The organism is Microbacterium sp. ZOR0019 (assembly GCF_000800925.1).
GTDB lineage: Bacteria > Actinomycetota > Actinomycetes > Actinomycetales > Microbacteriaceae > Microbacterium > Microbacterium aurugineum.
In genome coordinates, this window is record NZ_JRKC01000051.1 from 1 (window position 1) to 17140 (window position 17140).

The following is a 17140-nucleotide window of genomic DNA, read 5'->3' on the forward strand; positions in this document are numbered from 1 at the left end:
GAGACGGCGCCCGCGGCGGCGGCCCCTGCCGCCCCTCGCGCCCCACAGGCACCGACGGCGCAGGAGGAAGAGCCCCCGCAGCGGCGTCTGCCCCTCGCCTCGCCGCTGCCGCCGGAGCAGACCGAGACCGTCGCCGGGATGAAGGACAACGTCCTGCTCCGTGAGGCGCTCACCGAGATCGAAGCGGGGGCGACCAACGACCAGCTGCTGGGCGTGATGCGTCAGGCGCTTCAAGGGCACCTCTACATCCGCGTCAACGGAGACGCCCGCGCGCAGATCAGCGAGGGCAAGCCGCTCTCCGTGGCGGTCGTCCGCGACAACGACGACCGCCAGTTCATGCTCGCTTTCAGCTCGGCGGCCGCCGTGCGCGATTCCGTGCAGCTCGAGCCGGATCCCGCGGCCACCTCCGCCGTCGCGCAGCCCGTGACGTCGGTGCTGCAGCAGGTCGTGGCAGGAGACTTCGCGGGGCTCATCGTCGACAACGCGTCTGCACCCCACCGCGTGGTCTTCCCGACCGAGCTGTTGCAGAAGACGCTCGACCAGGCCGACGTCGACATGACCGTGAAGTCGATCCTGGCCGCTCCCCGTGCGCAGGATTCGGCTGTCAAGGTCGGAGAGGCCCTGGCGACGACGCGCATGTGGGTGGCGGTCAACGACGGCTCCGGCAGCGGTCAGGTCGGCATCGCCGAGGCCCAGACCCCCGACGGGAGACGGTTTCTGCAGCTCTTCTCGCACCCGCTCGAGGTCATCGCGCTCGGCCGGGGTGATCGTCCGCTCCCGTTCGAGCCCATGCAGCTCGCCAAGGTCCTCACGAGCCACTCCGAGATGGGCGGCGTGATCGTCGATCCTGCCGGCCCGTCGATCATCGTCGAGCGGGATGCTCTCACGCCGGTCCTGGTGCTCGCGGTCGATCTCGGCGACTGAACGCGCTCCGTCGCGGCCCCGGGCGGGCGCGGGGTTCCGTCCGTCCGAGCATCGCTCTAGGGTCGGAACATGGCCTCAGAACGTGTGACCCTGATCGTGGTCGACTCGGACGGAGAGCGTGAGGTCGCGCTCTCCAGCCCCAACCGCGTGGTGTGGCCGGACCTCGGCATCACGAAGGCCGAGCTCGCGGAGTACGTGCAGCGTGTCTCGGTGCCCTTCCTCGCGGCGAACGGGAACCGGCCGGTGTCGCTGGAGCGCTTCCGCGACGGCATCGGTCCTTCAGGGGGGCCGAAGGCGGAGGGGTTCTTCTCGAAGAACCCGCCCAAGGGCACGCCCGACTTCGTCGATGCGGTGACGGTGACCTACAACAGCGGACGCCGGCATCCGCAGATCGTGCTGAACCGCTCGAGCGCGATCGTCTGGGCGGTGCAGATGAACACGATCGTGTTCCATCCCTGGGCATCGCTCGCGACCGACGCCGACGACCCGGTCGAGCTGCGCATCGATCTGGACCCGCAGCCGGGGACGGATTTCGCGGATGCGGTGAGGGCTGCGCACACGCTGCGCGAGGTGCTGCGTGAGGCGGGCCTGGAGGCGTTCGCCAAGACCAGCGGCAACCGCGGGCTGCACGTGTTCGCGCCGATCGAGCCGACCCACGAGTTCCTCGATGTGCGCCATGCCGTCATCGCAGCGGGGCGGGAGCTGGAGCGTCGGATGCCGGATCAGGTCACGACGAACTGGTGGAAGGAGGAGCGCGGGGAGCGGATCTTCGTCGACTTCAACCAGGCGAACCGCGACCGCACGATGGCCGGTGCCTACAGTCCTCGCGCGCTGCCGGGAGCGACGGTGTCGACACCGGTGGCTTGGGACGAGCTCGACGGGCTGGATCCGCGGACGTTCACCGTGCGCACGATCCCGAAGCGCCTGGATGAGATCGGCGACCCGTGGGCGACCATGCAGGAGGCCCCGGGCCGGATCGACACGCTGCTGGCCTGGTGGGAGCGCGACAAGGAGAACGGGCTGGGGGAGCTGCCGTTTCCTCCGGAGTTCCCGAAGATGCCGGGCGAGCCGCCCCGCGTGCAGCCCAGCAAGAAGGTCGCGGCCAACTGGGACGACGACGGCACTCCCGCCGAGAAGGACTGACCGCCTTCAGCGGAGGACGTCGGCGAGGTCGTAGCCTGCGACGGTGTCGAGCTGGTCGTACGTGCACGAGCGGGCGTCGCGGTCCGGCCGCCAGCGCTCGAACTGCACGGTGTGACGGAACCGAGCGCCCTCGAGCTGGTCGTAGCGCACCTCGAGCACGCGCTCCGGGCGCAGCCGGACGAACGAGACGTCCTTGCCGCCGCTGAATCGCGAACGCTCGCCTTCCGCGGTCACCGCTGCGCCGGAATCGTCCCTCTCCACCCAGGGGTCGAGTTCCTCGACGAGCTCTTGCCGACGGGCATCGCTCCACGCCGCGACGCCGCCGACCTGGCGGAGCACACCGTCGGCTCCGTACAGTCCCACCAGCAGCGAGCCGACGCCCGAACCCGACTTGTGGACCCGGTAGCCGAGTGCGACCACATCGGCCGTGCGCGCGTGCTTGATCTTGAACAGCGTGCGCTTGCCCGGCGCGTAGGGCTGAGTGAGCGGCTTGGCGATCACCCCGTCGAGCCCGGCGCCCTCGAACTCGGCGAGCCAACGGACGGCCGCGTCCTGATCCCTCGTCGTCCGGGTGATGTGCAGCGGATGCTCCACGGAAGCCAGGAGTACCTCCAGGCGCGTTCGCCGGGACTCGAACGGCTCGGCGAGGAGGTCGTCGTCGCCGACGGCGAGCAGATCGAAGGCGATGAACATCGCCGGGGTCGAGGCGGCGAGCGTGGCGACGCGGGAAGCGGCGGGGTGGATGCGCTGACTCAGTGCCTCCCAGTCCAGGCGCTGGGACCCCTGCGGGCCGGTGGCGACGACGATCTCGCCGTCGAGCAGGCACGGACCGGGGAGCAGCTCGGGAATCGCCTCGACCAGCTCGGGGAAGTAGCGCGTGAGAGGTTTCGCTCCGCGGGAGCCGATCTCGACGGTCTCCCCGTCCCAAGCGATCAGTCCGCGGAAGCCGTCCCACTTCGGCTCGTACAGGAGCCCGCCGGGAACCTTCTCTGCAGGAGGAACCGCGGGGACGGCTTTGGCGAGCATCGGCGCGGGGATCTCGTAGCGCATGCTCCCATCCTGGTCCTCGACGGTGTGGGGCGGAAGAGCGGGCCGGTGTTCACAACTCCGCAGAAACGGGCGGCGGGTGCGGCGGTCCTCCCGTGATTCGCAGGGCCACGGGGGCAGCGCGTCCCGTTCTTGAGGAGTAGTGAGCGCGCTCAGTCGAACAGGTCGGACAGCGTCGCGGGCGAACCGGCGTCCTGCAGCGCCGTGCGGGCGGCATGCCACCCCGCCATGCCGTTGACGGACGGACCGGGAGGGGTCGAGGCGGAGGCCAGGTAGACGCCCGGCATCGGCGTGCGCCACGGCGTCGGCGAGAGGATCGGTCGGCGGAGGGCCTGACGCATGTCGAACACCCCGCCGGAGATGTCGCCGCCGATCTCTGCGGGATTGATCGCCTCGCGCGACGATGCCGGCACCGCGTGGTGGGCGAGGATGAGGTCGCGGAACCCCGGGGCGAACCGTTCGACCTGCGCGGTGATGAGATCCGTGGGGTCGAGGTCGGAGCCCGGCGGCACGTGGATGTACGCCCAGAACACGGCTTTGCCCGCGGGAGCACGGGAGTCGTCGAGCACGGACGGTTGCACGGTGAGGACGTAGGGGCGCTCGCTCACTCTTCCGGCGGCGACGGCGTTCTCGCTGGCCCACACCTCGGCCCTGGTCCCGCCGAGGTGCACGGTCGCCGCCTGCCCGACCTCGGGGTGCGTCCAGGGGGCGGGGCCGTCGAGGGCGAAGTCGACCTTCGCCGCACCGGGCCCGTAGCGGTAGGCGCCGAGGGCCCGGGCGTAGCGGGGCGGGACGTCGCGGTGCGTGAGGGCGAGCCGGGGAGACGTGTTCAGGATCAGCAGGTCTCCGCGGCGCGGGTCGCCCCAGTCCAGCGTCTCGAGGTCGGTGACCCGCACGCCGGTCTCGACGGACCCACCGTGCGCCGTGATGTCGGCGACCAGGGCATCGGCGATCCCTTGCGCACCACCGCGTGGATACGGCCAGCCTCCGGCGTGTCCCAGGGCGGCCAGCAACAGGCCCGCAGCGGCCCCCGCGAGGGAGGGGAGAGGCGCGTTGCCGTGAGCGACGGCTCCCGCCAGGAGCGCGGCCGCTTCCTCGGTGCGGAAAGCCGAGGCGGCCAGAGGAGTGCCCTGCTCCAGCATCCTGATCGCATAGCGCAGGGCGGTCAACGGATCCCGGGGGACTCGGAGCAGTTGATTGCCCGTGAAGTCCACCACACCGTCGATGTGCGCGGTCAACGGCCGGATGCGGGTGCGCCAGGCGTCGCCGTCTGCCCCGAGCGCGGTCGCCGTGCGGTCGAGGTCGCGCCAGGCGATCGCGGCCCTTCCGCCATCGAGCGGGTGTGCATAGGAGGCTTCGGGGCGGATCCAGTCCAGACGCCGTTGGAGACCGAAAGCACGGAAGAAGGGTGAGGCGAGGGCGGTCGGATGCACGGTGGAGCAGACATCGTGCCGGAACCCCGGAAGCGTCGACTCGGCCGTGCGGAGGCCGCCACCGACCGAGTCTGCCGCCTCGAGCACCCGCACCGCGTAGCCGGCGCGCGCGAGCGTCACCCCGGCGGCGAGCCCGTTGGGGCCGGAACCGATGATCGTCGCCCGCGCCATTCCGTCAGTCTGGCATGCCGCCACCGGTGAAACGGTCGAGAGCGGCCCTCCGGGCGTGCGATCCTGGAAAGGATGAAAGAAGTTCAGGGGCCGACCCCCGCAGGCACCTCCCGTCCATACCGCTCCCTCGCCGAGGCGCTGCGCGCGCACCGGATCGATCCGTCGAACCATGCGTTCATCACGGCCATCGTCGAGGCGATCGGAATCAGCTCGTTAATCGACCGTGGGCGCTACATCGAGGCGATCCGTCGAGGCGAGGGCGCGTCCCTGCACATCGGGCGCACCTACACGAACGGCTTCACCGAAGACGAGCGGATCGTGGTGGGCGCAGCCCCCCTGCGCCTGCAGCCGAGCGAGGGGCGCGCTCCGTACTTCTACGTGAGCCACCCGAGCGAGTTCATCCCGCTCGCGCCGACCCGCGCCGCCAAGCGCACGACGACTCCACGCGTCGCCGCGCCCCGCGCCGAGAAGGCACCGAAGCCCGTCGAGGAACGCGACTACGGCGTGTGCGACGAGTGCTTCATGGTGAAGACCCCGTCCGGCGGCTGCGGCTGCGGCTGACGTGAGCGTCGATGCGCACGAGGTGGGTGATCGTCCGCTGATTCGCGCGGCGGATCTCTCCGGCTCCGACGCGGACGAGGTCGGCGCCGCTGTCCGCGCCTACCTCCAGCAGACCGAGCGCGAGAAGCTCCAGCAGGGCGGCATCCTCGTCCCGGATGTTCCGATGTTGCCGGAGCACTACGTCCGCGAAGTCGAAGACCCGGCCGCTGCCTACGCCGGTCATCTGGTCCTGGTGGCGGAGCTCGCGGATCGCATCGTCGGCGTGGTCGTGCTCGCGGGGAACGACGGGTTCGCCGAGGTCAAGCGCCTGTGGGCCGTCCCCGAGGTCCGCGGTCGCGGCGTGGGGTCGGCGTTGCTCGATGCCGCCGTGCGGGCCGCGACGACTCTTCGGGCAGCCGAGGTCCGCCTGTCGGTGTGGGAGTGGCGGGAACGCGCCATGCGCCTCTATGAATCCCGCGGTTTCGTGCGCGTGCCGAGCTGGGACGCGCGCGAGCGACTCGTGTGCCTGTCCCGCCCGATCACCGGGCGCGTCTGATGCGGCCGCGACCTCCGCGCCTCAGGCGAACGCGCTCATCCCCGTGATGTCGCGGCCGAGTAGCAGGGCCTGCACGCTCTCGGTGCCCTCATAGGTGTGGATGGCCTCGATGTCGGCCATGTGCTGCATGACGCCGTTCTCGAGCAGGATGCCGTTGCCGCCGAGCAGGTCGCGGGCGGTCGAGGCGATGCGTCGCGCGGCACGCGTGTTGTGGAACTTCGCGAGCGAGGCCTGGGTCGGGCGCAGCTCGCCGGAGGTCTCGAGGTCGGCCATCCGTCGGCAGTACAGCTGCATGGCCGTGAGGTCTTCGAGCATGTGGGTGAGGCGCTCCTGGACCATCTGGAACTTCGCGAGCGGCTTTCCGAACTGCACCCGCTGCATCGCGTAGGCCAGTGCTGCCTCGTAGCAGGCCGTCGCGTGTCCGAGCGCCGACCACGCGACGCCCGAGCGGGTCGCGTACAGCACGGTCGAGGCGTCCTTGAAGCTCATGGTGCCGGGCAGGACGGCGTCCAGCGGCACCCGCACGTCGTCGAGGATGATGTGCGCTTGATGGATCGCGCGCAGCGAGGCCTTGCCCCGGATCACACTGCCGGTGTATCCGGGCGTGTCCTGCTCGACGAGGAAGCAGCGCACAGCGCCGTGCTCGGCCGTGTCCGCGTCGTCGACGCGCGCCCACACGAAGGTGATCCCGCCGGATGCGCCGTTGCCGATCCACTTCTTCGTGCCTCGGATGACCCAGGCGTCCCCGTCGCGGCGGGCCACCGTCTCGAGCGAGACCGAGTCGGAGCCGTGGTCGGGTTCGGTCAGCGCGAACGAGCCGAGAACCGAGCCGTCGGCGAGTGCCGTGAGCCATCGGTCCTGCTGGGCGGGGGAGCCGAACAGGGCGAGCGTGCGCAGCGCGAGGCCGCCCTGCACCGCGAGGATGGTGCCCAGCGACCCGTCACCGCGCGAGATCTCCATGTTCACCAGGCCCGCGGCCAGCGGCGACAGGTGCGTGAGGGCGGGATGCTGGATGCCGTCGACCACGAGGTCCATCTCGCCCATCCGACGGGCGGCGTCGAGCGGGTACTCCGCGCGGTCCCAGGCGTCCGCCATCTGCGGCGCGACCTCGTCGGTGTAGGACTTCGCGCGATCCCAGGCCGCGCGGTCGGCGGCGGGGATGTCGGCGAAGACGGCGTAGTAGTCGCTGTCCCGGCGCCCGGTGACGTCGTACGACGAGACACGCTCGCCGGGGAAGGGGGAGGCTGCAGTGCTCATGATGCTCCTTCGTGGCACCAAGTATCGTACTCCTCGATACTCGGTTTCACGACCCTCGAGCGATCAGTCGAGCTCCGACTGCAGTCTGCGCGTTACCTCGGCGATCGGCATGGACCGCGGGAATACCGCGACAACCATGTCGTCCGGCGCATCGGGGGCCGCGTCTCCCGCGACGCCGTAGCGGCGGCGGGCGTCGGCCAGCGCCGTCTGCAGCGTCGCGAGCGGCACCTTCTTGCGGCCGCGGAGCAACTGCCGCAGCACGTGATTGTGGACGGCCGTCACGAGGGCGGCGAAGCCGACGGCGTCGAGCGGGTCGACGCCGGGGAGGGCTCCGCGCAGGTACTCGTCGAACAGCCGCTCGTATCGGAAGACCGTGATGATCTCGCGCTCACGCAGCACCGGCACCTGGCGCACGATCTGGTAGCGGCGGCGTGCGAGCTCCGGGTCGTGCGCGAAATGCACGAAGACCGATTCGGAGGCCGCGCACACCGCAGCCCAGGGGTCGTCGTGCCCTTCGTCGAGGAACTCCCTGAGTTGCTCGAGCAGCACCTCGTGATCCGCGAAGACGACGTCCTCCTTGCCGCCGAACTGGCGGAAGAACGTCGATCTCGAGACACCCGCGGCCTTGGCGATCTGTTCCACCGACGTCTGATCGAACCCCTGGGCGCTGAAGAGTTCGAGCGCTGCGGCGACGACGCCCGTGCGCAGTTCTGCGGATTCGTGCATGGCGAAAGCCTAGACCTCGGCGGCCATCGGCGTCGGTGGCCGGGCGTCATAATGAGGGCGTGAGCGAACGCGGGAGAGCGGCCGGATGGTTCGAGACGCGGCGGCGCGGCACCCGTCGCTGGTGGGACGGCACGCGCTGGACCGAGCACCTCTCGGTGCGGGGGAGGGAGACGACCCTGGCGGAGGACCGCAGGGCTGTGCGCCGACAGCTGATCCTGACCGAGCTCGTGCTCGTGACCCTCCTCGTCGGTTCGATCCTCATCGCGCTGTGGACCGCGCTCCCGGTGGTCGTGGTGCGGCCGATGATCGTCGCCACCGGCGCCGCGCTGCTGCTCGTTCCGCTCGTGATCTCGCGGCAGCTCCGCCTGGTCGCGCTGCCGGCGCGGCGTCCGGGCGTGCCGACGCTCCGATGATCGACCGAGAGTCCGGGGCCGCGGGCGCGCCCAGGTCGAGGTAGTAGGCTGGGGGACTGGTCGATGTCTCGACATCGAGAGAATTACCAGACAGCAGCCCAGTGAAGGAACCACAGTGGATCTGTACGAGTACCAGGCACGAGACGTTTTCGAGAAGTACGGAGTGCCGGTCCTCGCCGGCATCGTCGCGGACACCCCGGAAGAGGTGAGGGCGGCGGCCGAGAAGATCGGTGGCGTCGTCGTCGTCAAGGCCCAGGTGAAGACCGGCGGCCGTGGCAAGGCGGGCGGCGTCAAGGTCGCCAAGACGCCCGACGAGGCGTACGAGGCAGCGAAGGCCATTCTCGGCCTCGACATCAAGGGCCACGTCGTCAAGCGCGTCATGGTCGCGCAGGGTGCGCGCATCGCCGAGGAGTACTACTTCTCCGTGCTGCTCGATCGTGCCAACCGCTCGTACCTGAGCCTCTGCTCGGTCGAGGGCGGCATGGAGATCGAAGAGCTCGCCGTCGAGCGTCCCGAGGCGCTCGCACGCGTCGAGGTCAACCCGCTCACGGGCATCGACAAGACGAAGGCCGTGGAGATCGCGCGCGCCGCGAACTTCCCGGAAGACCTGATCGAGAAGGTCTCCGATGTGTTCGTGAAGCTCTACGACGTGTACAAGGGTGAGGACGCGACCCTGGTCGAGGTCAACCCGCTGGTCCGCACCGAAGAGGGCGACATCATCGCGCTCGACGGCAAGGTCACGCTCGACGACAACGCCTCCGAGATCCGTCACCCCGAGCACGAGGCGCTCGAGGATAAGGACGCCGCTGACCCGCTCGAGGCCAAGGCCAAGGAGTCGGGCCTCAACTACGTGAAGCTCGACGGAGAGGTCGGCATCATCGGAAACGGCGCCGGACTCGTCATGTCGACCCTCGACGTGGTCGCCTACGCCGGAGAGAACCACAACGGCGTCAAGCCGGCCAACTTCCTCGACATCGGCGGCGGCGCATCGGCTGAGGTCATGGCTGCCGGCCTCGACGTCATCCTCGGCGACCCGCAGGTCAAGAGCGTGTTCGTCAACGTCTTCGGCGGCATCACGGCCTGCGACGCCGTCGCCAACGGCATCAAGGGCGCGCTCGAGACACTGGGCGCCACGGCCTCCAAGCCGCTCGTCGTGCGCCTGGACGGCAACCGCGTCGACGAGGGTCGTGCGATCCTCGCCGACTACGCGCACCCGCTTGTGACCCTGGCCGCCACCATGGACGAGGGCGCCGACAAGGCCGCCGAGCTCGCCAACGCCTGAGACTGAAGGACGAGAAGAATGTCGATCTACCTCAACAAGGACTCCAAGGTCATCGTCCAGGGCATCACCGGCGGTGAGGGCACCAAGCACACCGCGCTGATGCTCAAGGCCGGCACCCAGGTCGTCGGTGGCGTCAACGCCCGCAAGGCCGGCACCACGGTCTCGCACACCGACAAGGACGGCAATGCCGTCGAGCTCCCCGTCTTCGCCTCGGTCGCCGAGGCCATGAAGGAGACCGGCGCCGACGTGTCGATCGCCTTCGTCCCGGGAGCCTTCACGAAGGACGCGATGATCGAGGCCATCGACGCCGAGATCCCGCTGCTCGTGGTCATCACCGAGGGCGTCCCCGTCGGCGACTCCGCCGAGGCCTGGGCATACGCGCAGAGCAAGGGCAACAAGACCCGCATCATCGGGCCGAACTGCCCCGGCATCATCACCCCGGGCGAGGCGCTCGTGGGCATCACGCCGGCGAACATCACGGGCAAGGGACCGATCGGCCTCGTGTCGAAGTCGGGCACCCTGACCTACCAGATGATGTTCGAGCTGCGCGACCTGGGCTTCTCCACCGCCATCGGCATCGGCGGCGACCCGGTCATCGGGACCACGCACATCGACGCGCTCGCCGCGTTCGAGGCCGACCCCGAGACCAAGGCCATCGTCATGATCGGTGAGATCGGTGGCGACGCCGAGGAGCGCGCGGCCGACTTCATCAAGGCGAACGTCACGAAGCCGGTCGTCGGCTACGTGGCGGGCTTCACGGCTCCCGAGGGCAAGACCATGGGTCACGCCGGCGCGATCGTCTCCGGCTCGGCCGGTACCGCGCAGGCGAAGAAGGAGGCCCTCGAGGCCGCCGGTGTCAAGGTCGGCAAGACGCCGTCCGAGACCGCTGACCTGATGCGCGCGATCATCGAGTCGCTCTGATCTGAGCTACGCTTGAGCTGAAGGCCCCGGACTCCACTCCGGGGCCTTCTTTCGTGCCCGGGACCGGAAGTCCGCCGCCACGGACCGCCACAGGTCAGGTCTGGGGAGCGACGGAGTCCAGCAGGGTGTCGAGCGCGCGGTGGGCCTGACGGCGCGCGGCGGCGTCGGGATGGGCGGCCAGCCAGAGGGCGAGTTCGTTCATCGCTCCCGAGAGCACCGCCGCAAGAGGGTCCAGGAGGGCCGGAGGGATACCGGCCTCGCGCAGTCCGGCACGCAGCTCCTGCTCGGGGCCCTCGGCATCGAGTCGGCGCCACTGCTCCCACCCGAGTACCGCGGGGCCGTCGACGAGCAGGACGCGCGAGGCGGCGCCCCGGGTGATGGCGTCGAGGAAGGCGTGGCTGCCGTCGCGGAGAGCGGCGTCGGGCGCGCTGCCCGCCGTGGCGTCGACGATCGCGTCAGCGACGATCTGCTGCTGCGCGGAGGCGACGGCGGCGAACAGCAGCGGCTTCGAGGTGTAGTGGTGGTAGACGGCGCCACGGGTCACGCTCGCGGCCCGGGCGAGTTCGTCGACCGACACGGCCGCATAGCCGTGCTCGGCGAAATGTGCGGTGGCGACATCGAGGATCCGCCGTGCGGTCTCGGCGGCGTCGGCTGCGGATGCTCGGGGCATGGGTTCCTTTACGTGCGGCTTGTATGTATTCTAGCCCCACCGATACAAACACACTGCATGTAAAAGAGGTCAGGATGGACATCACGAGTTTCTACCCGGTGCTGATGGTGGACGACGTCTCCGCCGCCGCACGGTTCTATCGAGAAGAGCTCGGCTTCGAGGTGACGTTCGAGGCCGACTGGTACGTCAGTCTGCGCTTCGACGGCGGCGAGCTCGCGATCCTCGACCGCGCGCACGAGACCATTCCCGAAGGGTTCCGCGAGCCCGTGCGGGGACTCCTGCTCAACGTGGAGGTCCCGGATGCGACCGCCGAGCACGTGCGGCTGGTGGGGGAGCGGAAGCTTCCCGAGCGCCTGACGCTGCGGGACGAGGACTTCGGGCAGCGGCACTTCATCGTCGAGGCGCCCGGCGGCGTGCTGATCGACGTGATCGAGCCGATCGAGCCCGCGCCGGAGTTCGCGGCGGCCTACGCCTGACGTCCTTCCGCCTGCATGACCGGATGACACATGCATGGCCCGCGTTCCCCGCGGGGTCATGCATCCGTGCGATCCTCATGCATCCGCGGGCTGCGGGAGACCCCGGTGCGCGAAAAGCACGTGAAAAGAGGGGCGGATGCCGCAGCATCCGCCCCTCTTGTGATCTCTGCCCCGTCGTCAGATCCCGACGCCGAAGAGGGCCTCGATCGGACCACGGGCGAAGAAGATCAGGAAGCCCGCTCCGACGACCCACAGCAGCGGGCTGATCGTCTTGGCCTTGCCGGAGAACGCGTGGATGAGCACCCAGCTCACGAAGCCCGCACCGATGCCGTTGGCGATCGAGTAGGTCAGCGGCATGACGGACACGGTGAGGAACACCGGCAGCAGCACGCGGAAGTCGGAGAAGTCGATGTACCGGATCTGCGCCATCATCATGGCACCGACGATGATCAGCGCGGCTGCGGCGATCTCGGTCGGGACGATCGACGTCAACGGGGTGAGGAACATCGCGACGAGGAACACGAAGCCGGTGACGACGTTCGCGAGGCCCGTGCGTGCACCTTCGCCGATGCCGGCACCCGACTCGATGAAGACCGTGCTCGACGACGAGGAGGTCGCGCCACCTGCGATCGCGCCGACGCCCTCGACCACGAGCGCCGATTTGATGCGCGGGAAGTCACCGTTGTCGTCGGCGAGGTTCGCCTCCTTCGCGAGGCCCGTCATGGTGCCCATCGCGTCGAAGAAGTTCGTGAAGAGCAGTGTGAAGACGATCATCACGATCGCCACGAGGCTCACCTTGCTCAGGTCGAAGCTGAAGTCCACGGCACCGATCAGGCTCAGGTCGGGGACACCGACCGGCGAACCGTCGAGCGCGGGCACGGTGAGGCCCCAGCCGCCCGGGTTGACCACGTTGCCCTCATCATCGAAACCACGGGGCCCGATGTGCCAGATCGCCTCGACGATCACGGCCAGCACGGTGCCGCCGATGAGGCCGATCAGCATGCCGCCCTTGATCTTGAGGGCGACGAGGATGCCGGTGAGCAGGAGCGTGATCACGAAGAGCAGGCTCGGCACGGTCGCGACCGAGCCGTTGACACCGAGTCCGACCGGCGGCGAGGACGCACCGGTGGCCGTCACGAAACCGGAGTTCACGAAGCCGATGAACGCGATGAACAGGCCGATGCCGACGGTGATCGCGATCTTCAGCTGGAAGGGCACGGCGTCGAAGATCGCCTTGCGCAGACCGGTCGCGGCCAGCAGCACGATCACGACACCGTTGATCATCACGAGCGCCATGGCTTCCGGCCAGGTCACCTGACCCACGACCGAGAACGCCACGAAGGCGTTGATGCCCAGTCCTGCGGCGAATCCGAACGGCAGTCGTGTGACCAGCCCGAACAGGATCGTCATCACTCCGGCGGTCAGCGCGGTCGCTGCCCCCACGGCGTTGAACTCGAGCATGTTGCCGGCGACATCCGGCTTGCCGGACAGGATGATCGGGTTCAGGATCACGATGTAGGCCATCGTGACGAAGGTCACCAAGCCCCCTCGGATCTCGGTGCCGATCGTGGATCCGCGCTTGCTGATCTCGAAGAAGCGGTCGACGGCGTTCTTGGGCTCGGTGGATGCCGGGGCGGGCGGGGCAGTTGTCATCGGGAAACCTCCGGAGAAACGCTATCGTGTCGCCGACCTCACGCGCGCCCCAGGGGCTTCGTCGGGAACTCGTCGTAGTCTCGAATCGCTATGCAACGCCTCCTCGTCGCGCTCCTCGCCGCCTTCGACGCCGCCATCGCCGCGGCGGTCGGTCTCGTCGTGCTGCTCGCGCCGTTGACGCTGCTGTGGACGCTCGCCTTCGGTGTCACCGCGGACTGGGGTGCGCTCTGGCCGCTCACCGGAACGCTCTGGCAGTTCGGCCACGGGGTGCCGCTCGAGGTCACGATCCCGGATGCACTCCTGGTGGCGCTCGCCATCCCCGCGGAGGCCGCGAGCTTCGCGGTGTCGATCACTCCGCTGGCATTCCTGTTCTTCACGCTGCTCTTCGCGGCGCGTTCGGGAGACAGGGCGGCGAAGGCGGGCGCATGGCTGCTGGGGCCCCTGACCGGCACCGTGGTGTTCGCCGTCATCTCGGCCGGCGTCGCACTGACGACCCGTTTGGAAGCCGCCGCGACCTCGTTGTCCCTCGCCATCATCCTTCCCACCGCGGTCTACCTCGTGGGCGCGCTCTGCGGAGCCGTGCGCATCGCGTGGGAGGACGGGGACGGCGGCATCCTCGACCGTCTGCACGATCTGATCGACGCCCGCGAGGACTGGGCGCCGGTCCCGGTCGCGATCGTGCGCGGCGCGGCCTTCGCGCTCGTCGCCGTGGTCGGCGCCTCCGCGTTGGCTCTCGCCGTCACGACCCTGTTCCGCGGGGGCGAGGTGGTGGCGCTGTTCCAGGCGGCCCGCGTCGACGCGCTCGGGGCGACCGTGCTGACGCTTGCCCAACTCGCCTACCTGCCGACCCTGATCGTGTGGGCGGCTTCCTGGCTCGCCGGTCCCGGCTTCGCGGTCGGGTTCGGGACGGCCGTGTCGCCCGCCGGCACCCAGCTCGGTGTGGTGCCCGGCATCCCGGTGTTCGGTCTGCTGCCCGAGAACAGTTCGATCTGGATGCTGATCGTCGTGCTCCTCCCCGTCGCCGCCGGAGCCTTCGCCGGATGGGCGGTGCGCTCTCGCCTCGTGTGGGAGGGCACTCCGCTTCGGATGCCGCAGCGCGCGGTGATCGCACTCGGCATCGCCGGTGTTACCGCGGGGATCGCCGGGCTCGCCGCTGCCCTGGCGAACGGGTCGATGGGGCCGGGCCGGATGGCGGTGGTCGGACCGGCCGTGGTCCCGTTCGTCCTCGCCCTCGGCGCGGAGGTCCTCGTCGGCGCCGCAATCCTGCTGCTCTCGCCGCGGCACCGCGATGAGCTCGCGGAAGAGCGGACCGACCGGTGGATCGCCGAGATGACGGCGTACGATCCGGGGTACGCGCCCGCCGGTGCGGAGGCAGGAGTCCCCGTGGCCGGAGTGCCGGTCGACGCATCCGGGCCCGACGACACGGCACCGCTCGACGACCTCCGGCGGTTCGAACGGCCGAAGGATGAACCGGCCGATCCGCGCGACTGACCGCTTTCGCGTGGCTACGGAGGCCGGAAGAGAGCCGGTCGCGCACCCCGGTAGACTGGGCGCGTGCTCACGGTCGCCGTTCTCATCTCGGGCACCGGCTCGAACCTTCGCGCCCTCCTCGAGGCCGCTCGTCATCCCGATTTTCCCGCCAGGATCATCGTCGTGGGTGCCGACCGCGAAGCAGACGGGCTGGCCCACGCCGAGGAGTTCGGCATCCCCAGCTTCACGGTGCCCTGGCACGAGCACGAGAGTCGTGAGGCCTGGGGTGAGGAACTCGCCCGGCAGCTGGATGTCTGGAAGCCGGACCTCATCGTGCTCAGCGGACTCATGCGCCTCCTGCCGCCGACGCTCGTCGCCCGGTACTCGCCGCGCCTCATCAACACCCACCCCGCGTACCTGCCGGAGTTCCCCGGAGCGCACGGTGTGCGGGACGCGCTCGCCGCAGGGGTCTCCGAGACCGGCGCCAGTGTGATCGTCGTCGACGACGGGGTCGACACCGGGCCGATCCTGGCCCAGGAGCGCGTGCCGGTCCTCGCCGACGACACCGAGCACAGCCTGCACGAGCGCATCAAACCCGTCGAACGTCGACTGCTCATCGACGTCGTCCGCGGGATCGCCACCGGTGATCTCGCCCTGACGCCTTCTTCCTGACCTCCACCCGACGCCCCCGCACGAAGGAGCCCATCATGGCCGGCCCCCGCCACGACCCCACGCTCTACCGCGACCGCGACACCGTGCCGATCCGGCGCGCGCTCGTCTCGGTGAGCGACAAGACCGACCTGCTCGTCCTCGCCGAGGCGCTCGCCGGAGCGGGGATCGAGATCGTGTCGACCGGATCGACCGCCGCGACGATCCGTGACGCGGGTTTCACCGTCACCGACGTGGCCGCCGTCACCGGCGTCGCCGAGATGCTCGACGGCCGCGTGAAGACGCTGCACCCGAAGGTCCATGGCGGCCTGCTCGCGGACCTCCGCCTCGAGGAGCACGAGCGTCAGCTGGAGGAGCTCGACATCGCGCCGTTCGAGCTCGTCGTGGTGAACCTGTATCCGTTCGTCGAGACCGTGGCCTCGGGCGCGATCGGCGACGACGTCGTCGAGCAGATCGACATCGGTGGACCCGCCATGGTGCGCGCCGCGGCGAAGAACCACGCCAACGTCGCGATCGTCGTCTCGCCGCAGTCCTATCCCGCCATCATCTCCGCGATCGAGGCCGGCGGTACGTCCGTGGGTCAGCGCCGGGAGCTCGCTGCCCGCGCGTTCGCTCACACCGCCGCGTATGACACGGCCGTCGCCCAGTGGTTCGCCGAGGGGACGCTCACCGAGCCGGGCGACCTCCCCGCCCACCTCACCATCCAGGCCGAGCGCCTCGCGACCCTCCGGTACGGCGAGAACTCCCATCAGCGCGGCGCGATCTACACCCGCGCCGGTGGCCACGGCATCGCGCAGGCCACGCAGTTGCAGGGCAAGGAGATGTCGTACAACAACTACGTCGACGCGGATGCCGCACTGCGCGCCGCCTACGACATGATCAAGCCCGCCGTCGCGATCATCAAGCACGCCAACCCCTGCGGCATCGCGACCACCGCTCCCAACGCCCTCGACCCGATCGCCAGCGCCCACCTGCGGGCCCACGAGTGCGACCCGGTCTCGGCGTACGGCGGGGTGATCGCCGCGAACGGCACCGTGACCCTCAAGATGGCCGAGAACCTCAAGGACATCTTCACCGAGGTCATCGTCGCACCGGCGTTCGAGCCGGCCGCGCTCGAGGTGTTCAAGGCGAAGAAGAACCTGCGCCTGCTGCAGCTTCCGCAGGACTGGCGGCAGGAGCGGATGGACGTGCGTCTGGTCTCGGGCGGGCTCCTCCTCCAGGACGCCGACCGCTTCCCGGACGACATCGGCTCGGTCGCGAAGAACTGGGAGCTCGTGTCGGGTGAGCGCCCGAGCGAGGCGGAGATGGAGAACCTGATCTTCGCGTGGAAGGCCTGCCGCGCGGTGAAGTCGAACGCGATCGTGCTCGCGAAGGACAACGCCACGGTCGGTGTCGGCATGGGCCAGGTCAACCGTGTCGACTCGTGCCGCCTCGCGGTCGAGCGTGCGGGGGATAGGGCGGCCGGCTCTGTCGCCTCCTCCGACGCGTTCTTCCCGTTCGCGGATGGCGCTCAGGTGCTGATCGATGCCGGTGTCACCGCCATCGTGCAGCCGGGCGGATCGGTGCGCGACGAGGAGGTCGTGGATGCCGCGCGCAAGGCCGGCGTCACGATGTTCTTCACCGGGGAGCGTCACTTCTTCCACTGAGCGACTGTCTCCCGCCGAGACCCCCGTTCCTTGCCGAGACCCCCGCCTGCCGACGTGTGCAGGCGGGGGTCTCGGCGTTGCGCGGGGGTCTCGGCAGCACTGGAGGGACGGGGACGGGGGACGGGGACGGGGGACGGGGGAAG

17 protein-coding genes are annotated in these 17140 nt (G+C 69.7%); 11 read left to right on the plus strand and 6 right to left on the minus strand.

Going from position 1 to position 17140, the window contains the following annotated elements; translation table 11 throughout:
• Nucleotides 1-924, plus strand: a 924-nt coding sequence (locus tag L978_RS10910) for an SseB family protein (protein ID WP_052193614.1), incomplete at its 5' end; no start/stop codon positions are given.
• Nucleotides 925-993: 69 nt separating this feature from the next.
• Nucleotides 994-2067, plus strand: a complete 1074-nt coding sequence (gene ligD / locus L978_RS10915) for a non-homologous end-joining DNA ligase (RefSeq protein ID WP_047523097.1) — start codon at nucleotides 994-996, stop codon at nucleotides 2065-2067.
• Nucleotides 2068-2073: 6 nt separating this feature from the next.
• Here ligD and L978_RS10920 read toward each other — a convergent pair whose 3' ends face one another.
• On the minus strand, nucleotides 2074-3117 hold the full coding sequence (locus L978_RS10920) for an ATP-dependent DNA ligase (protein WP_047523098.1): 1044 nt from the start codon (nucleotides 3115-3117) through the stop codon (nucleotides 2074-2076).
• Between the two features lie 149 nt (nucleotides 3118-3266).
• Entirely contained in the window at nucleotides 3267-4718 is a 1452-nt protein-coding gene (locus L978_RS10925) for a phytoene desaturase family protein (protein ID WP_047523099.1), read from the minus strand.
• Nucleotides 4719-4790: 72 nt separating this feature from the next.
• Here L978_RS10925 and L978_RS10930 point away from each other — a divergent pair, with 72 nt between their 5' ends.
• The gene (locus tag L978_RS10930; RefSeq protein ID WP_047523100.1) at nucleotides 4791-5279 is read left to right on the plus strand and encodes a hypothetical protein; all 489 of its coding nucleotides are present in this window, start codon (nucleotides 4791-4793) and stop codon (nucleotides 5277-5279) included.
• A gap of 1 nt (nucleotide 5280) precedes the next feature.
• Nucleotides 5281-5814: a GNAT family N-acetyltransferase gene (locus tag L978_RS10935; RefSeq protein WP_197055653.1), complete on the plus strand. Its 534-nt coding sequence runs from the start codon at nucleotides 5281-5283 to the stop codon at nucleotides 5812-5814.
• Nucleotides 5815-5835: 21 nt separating this feature from the next.
• On the opposite strand, the gene L978_RS10940 is transcribed toward L978_RS10935, so the two are convergent.
• Both L978_RS10940 and L978_RS10945 read right to left on the minus strand, forming a co-directional pair.
• Complete coding sequence (locus L978_RS10940) at nucleotides 5836-7071, minus strand: acyl-CoA dehydrogenase family protein (protein WP_047523101.1); 1236 nt, start codon at nucleotides 7069-7071, stop codon at nucleotides 5836-5838.
• 63 nt (nucleotides 7072-7134) lie between these two features.
• The gene (locus L978_RS10945; RefSeq protein ID WP_047523102.1) at nucleotides 7135-7797 is read right to left on the minus strand and encodes a TetR/AcrR family transcriptional regulator; all 663 of its coding nucleotides are present in this window, start codon (nucleotides 7795-7797) and stop codon (nucleotides 7135-7137) included.
• A gap of 59 nt (nucleotides 7798-7856) precedes the next feature.
• Between L978_RS10945 and L978_RS10950 the strand changes: the two genes are divergently transcribed.
• The 3 genes from L978_RS10950 to sucD all read left to right on the plus strand — a co-directional run bounded on the left by L978_RS10950 (nucleotide 7857) and on the right by sucD (nucleotide 10413).
• Nucleotides 7857-8210 (plus strand): DUF2510 domain-containing protein, encoded by a 354-nt coding sequence (locus L978_RS10950; RefSeq protein WP_047523103.1) that lies wholly within the window; start codon nucleotides 7857-7859, stop codon nucleotides 8208-8210.
• A 115-nt stretch (nucleotides 8211-8325) separates the two neighbouring features.
• Nucleotides 8326-9492: an ADP-forming succinate--CoA ligase subunit beta gene (gene sucC / locus L978_RS10955; protein ID WP_047523104.1), complete on the plus strand. Its 1167-nt coding sequence runs from the start codon at nucleotides 8326-8328 to the stop codon at nucleotides 9490-9492.
• An 18-nt stretch (nucleotides 9493-9510) separates the two neighbouring features.
• Nucleotides 9511-10413, plus strand: a complete 903-nt coding sequence (sucD, locus tag L978_RS10960; protein ID WP_047523105.1) for a succinate--CoA ligase subunit alpha — start codon at nucleotides 9511-9513, stop codon at nucleotides 10411-10413.
• 94 nt (nucleotides 10414-10507) lie between these two features.
• Here the strand turns inward: sucD and L978_RS10965 are convergent, their stop codons facing one another.
• On the minus strand, nucleotides 10508-11083 hold the full coding sequence (locus tag L978_RS10965; RefSeq protein WP_047523106.1) for a TetR/AcrR family transcriptional regulator: 576 nt from the start codon (nucleotides 11081-11083) through the stop codon (nucleotides 10508-10510).
• Nucleotides 11084-11157: 74 nt separating this feature from the next.
• Here L978_RS10965 and L978_RS10970 point away from each other — a divergent pair, with 74 nt between their 5' ends.
• On the plus strand, nucleotides 11158-11559 hold the full coding sequence (locus L978_RS10970; RefSeq protein WP_047523107.1) for a VOC family protein: 402 nt from the start codon (nucleotides 11158-11160) through the stop codon (nucleotides 11557-11559).
• Nucleotides 11560-11736: 177 nt separating this feature from the next.
• Here the strand turns inward: L978_RS10970 and L978_RS10975 are convergent, their stop codons facing one another.
• The gene (locus tag L978_RS10975; RefSeq protein ID WP_047523108.1) at nucleotides 11737-13212 is read right to left on the minus strand and encodes an NCS2 family permease; all 1476 of its coding nucleotides are present in this window, start codon (nucleotides 13210-13212) and stop codon (nucleotides 11737-11739) included.
• A gap of 90 nt (nucleotides 13213-13302) precedes the next feature.
• On the opposite strand from L978_RS10975, the gene L978_RS10980 reads away from it, so the two are divergent.
• The 3 genes from L978_RS10980 to purH all read left to right on the plus strand — a co-directional run bounded on the left by L978_RS10980 (nucleotide 13303) and on the right by purH (nucleotide 16997).
• Nucleotides 13303-14703, plus strand: a complete 1401-nt coding sequence (locus tag L978_RS10980) for a cell division protein PerM (protein WP_047523109.1) — start codon at nucleotides 13303-13305, stop codon at nucleotides 14701-14703.
• 63 nt (nucleotides 14704-14766) lie between these two features.
• Nucleotides 14767-15354 carry a phosphoribosylglycinamide formyltransferase gene (gene purN / locus L978_RS10985; RefSeq protein WP_047523110.1) on the plus strand — a complete coding sequence of 196 codons (588 nt, stop codon included), beginning with the start codon at nucleotides 14767-14769 and terminating at the stop codon, nucleotides 15352-15354.
• Nucleotides 15355-15389: 35 nt separating this feature from the next.
• Entirely contained in the window at nucleotides 15390-16997 is a 1608-nt protein-coding gene (gene purH, locus L978_RS10990) for a bifunctional phosphoribosylaminoimidazolecarboxamide formyltransferase/IMP cyclohydrolase (protein ID WP_047523111.1), read from the plus strand.
• Nucleotides 16998-17140 lie beyond the last annotated feature (143 nt).

Coding starts and splice junctions, on each gene's coding strand:
- L978_RS10970 (WP_047523107.1), top strand. CDS start 11,158: ATGGACATCACGAGTTTCTACCCGGTGCTGATGGTGGACGACGTCTCC.
- purH (WP_047523111.1), top strand. CDS start 15,390: ATGGCCGGCCCCCGCCACGACCCCACGCTCTACCGCGACCGCGACACC.
- L978_RS10930 (WP_047523100.1), top strand. CDS start 4,791: ATGAAAGAAGTTCAGGGGCCGACCCCCGCAGGCACCTCCCGTCCATAC.
- L978_RS10920 (WP_047523098.1), bottom strand. CDS start 3,117: ATGCGCTACGAGATCCCCGCGCCGATGCTCGCCAAAGCCGTCCCCGCG.
- L978_RS10975 (WP_047523108.1), bottom strand. CDS start 13,212: ATGACAACTGCCCCGCCCGCCCCGGCATCCACCGAGCCCAAGAACGCC.
- L978_RS10945 (WP_047523102.1), bottom strand. CDS start 7,797: ATGCACGAATCCGCAGAACTGCGCACGGGCGTCGTCGCCGCAGCGCTC.
- L978_RS10940 (WP_047523101.1), bottom strand. CDS start 7,071: ATGAGCACTGCAGCCTCCCCCTTCCCCGGCGAGCGTGTCTCGTCGTAC.
- sucD (WP_047523105.1), top strand. CDS start 9,511: ATGTCGATCTACCTCAACAAGGACTCCAAGGTCATCGTCCAGGGCATC.
- L978_RS10980 (WP_047523109.1), top strand. CDS start 13,303: ATGCAACGCCTCCTCGTCGCGCTCCTCGCCGCCTTCGACGCCGCCATC.
- L978_RS10925 (WP_047523099.1), bottom strand. CDS start 4,718: ATGGCGCGGGCGACGATCATCGGTTCCGGCCCCAACGGGCTCGCCGCC.
- ligD (WP_047523097.1), top strand. CDS start 994: ATGGCCTCAGAACGTGTGACCCTGATCGTGGTCGACTCGGACGGAGAG.
- L978_RS10965 (WP_047523106.1), bottom strand. CDS start 11,083: ATGCCCCGAGCATCCGCAGCCGACGCCGCCGAGACCGCACGGCGGATC.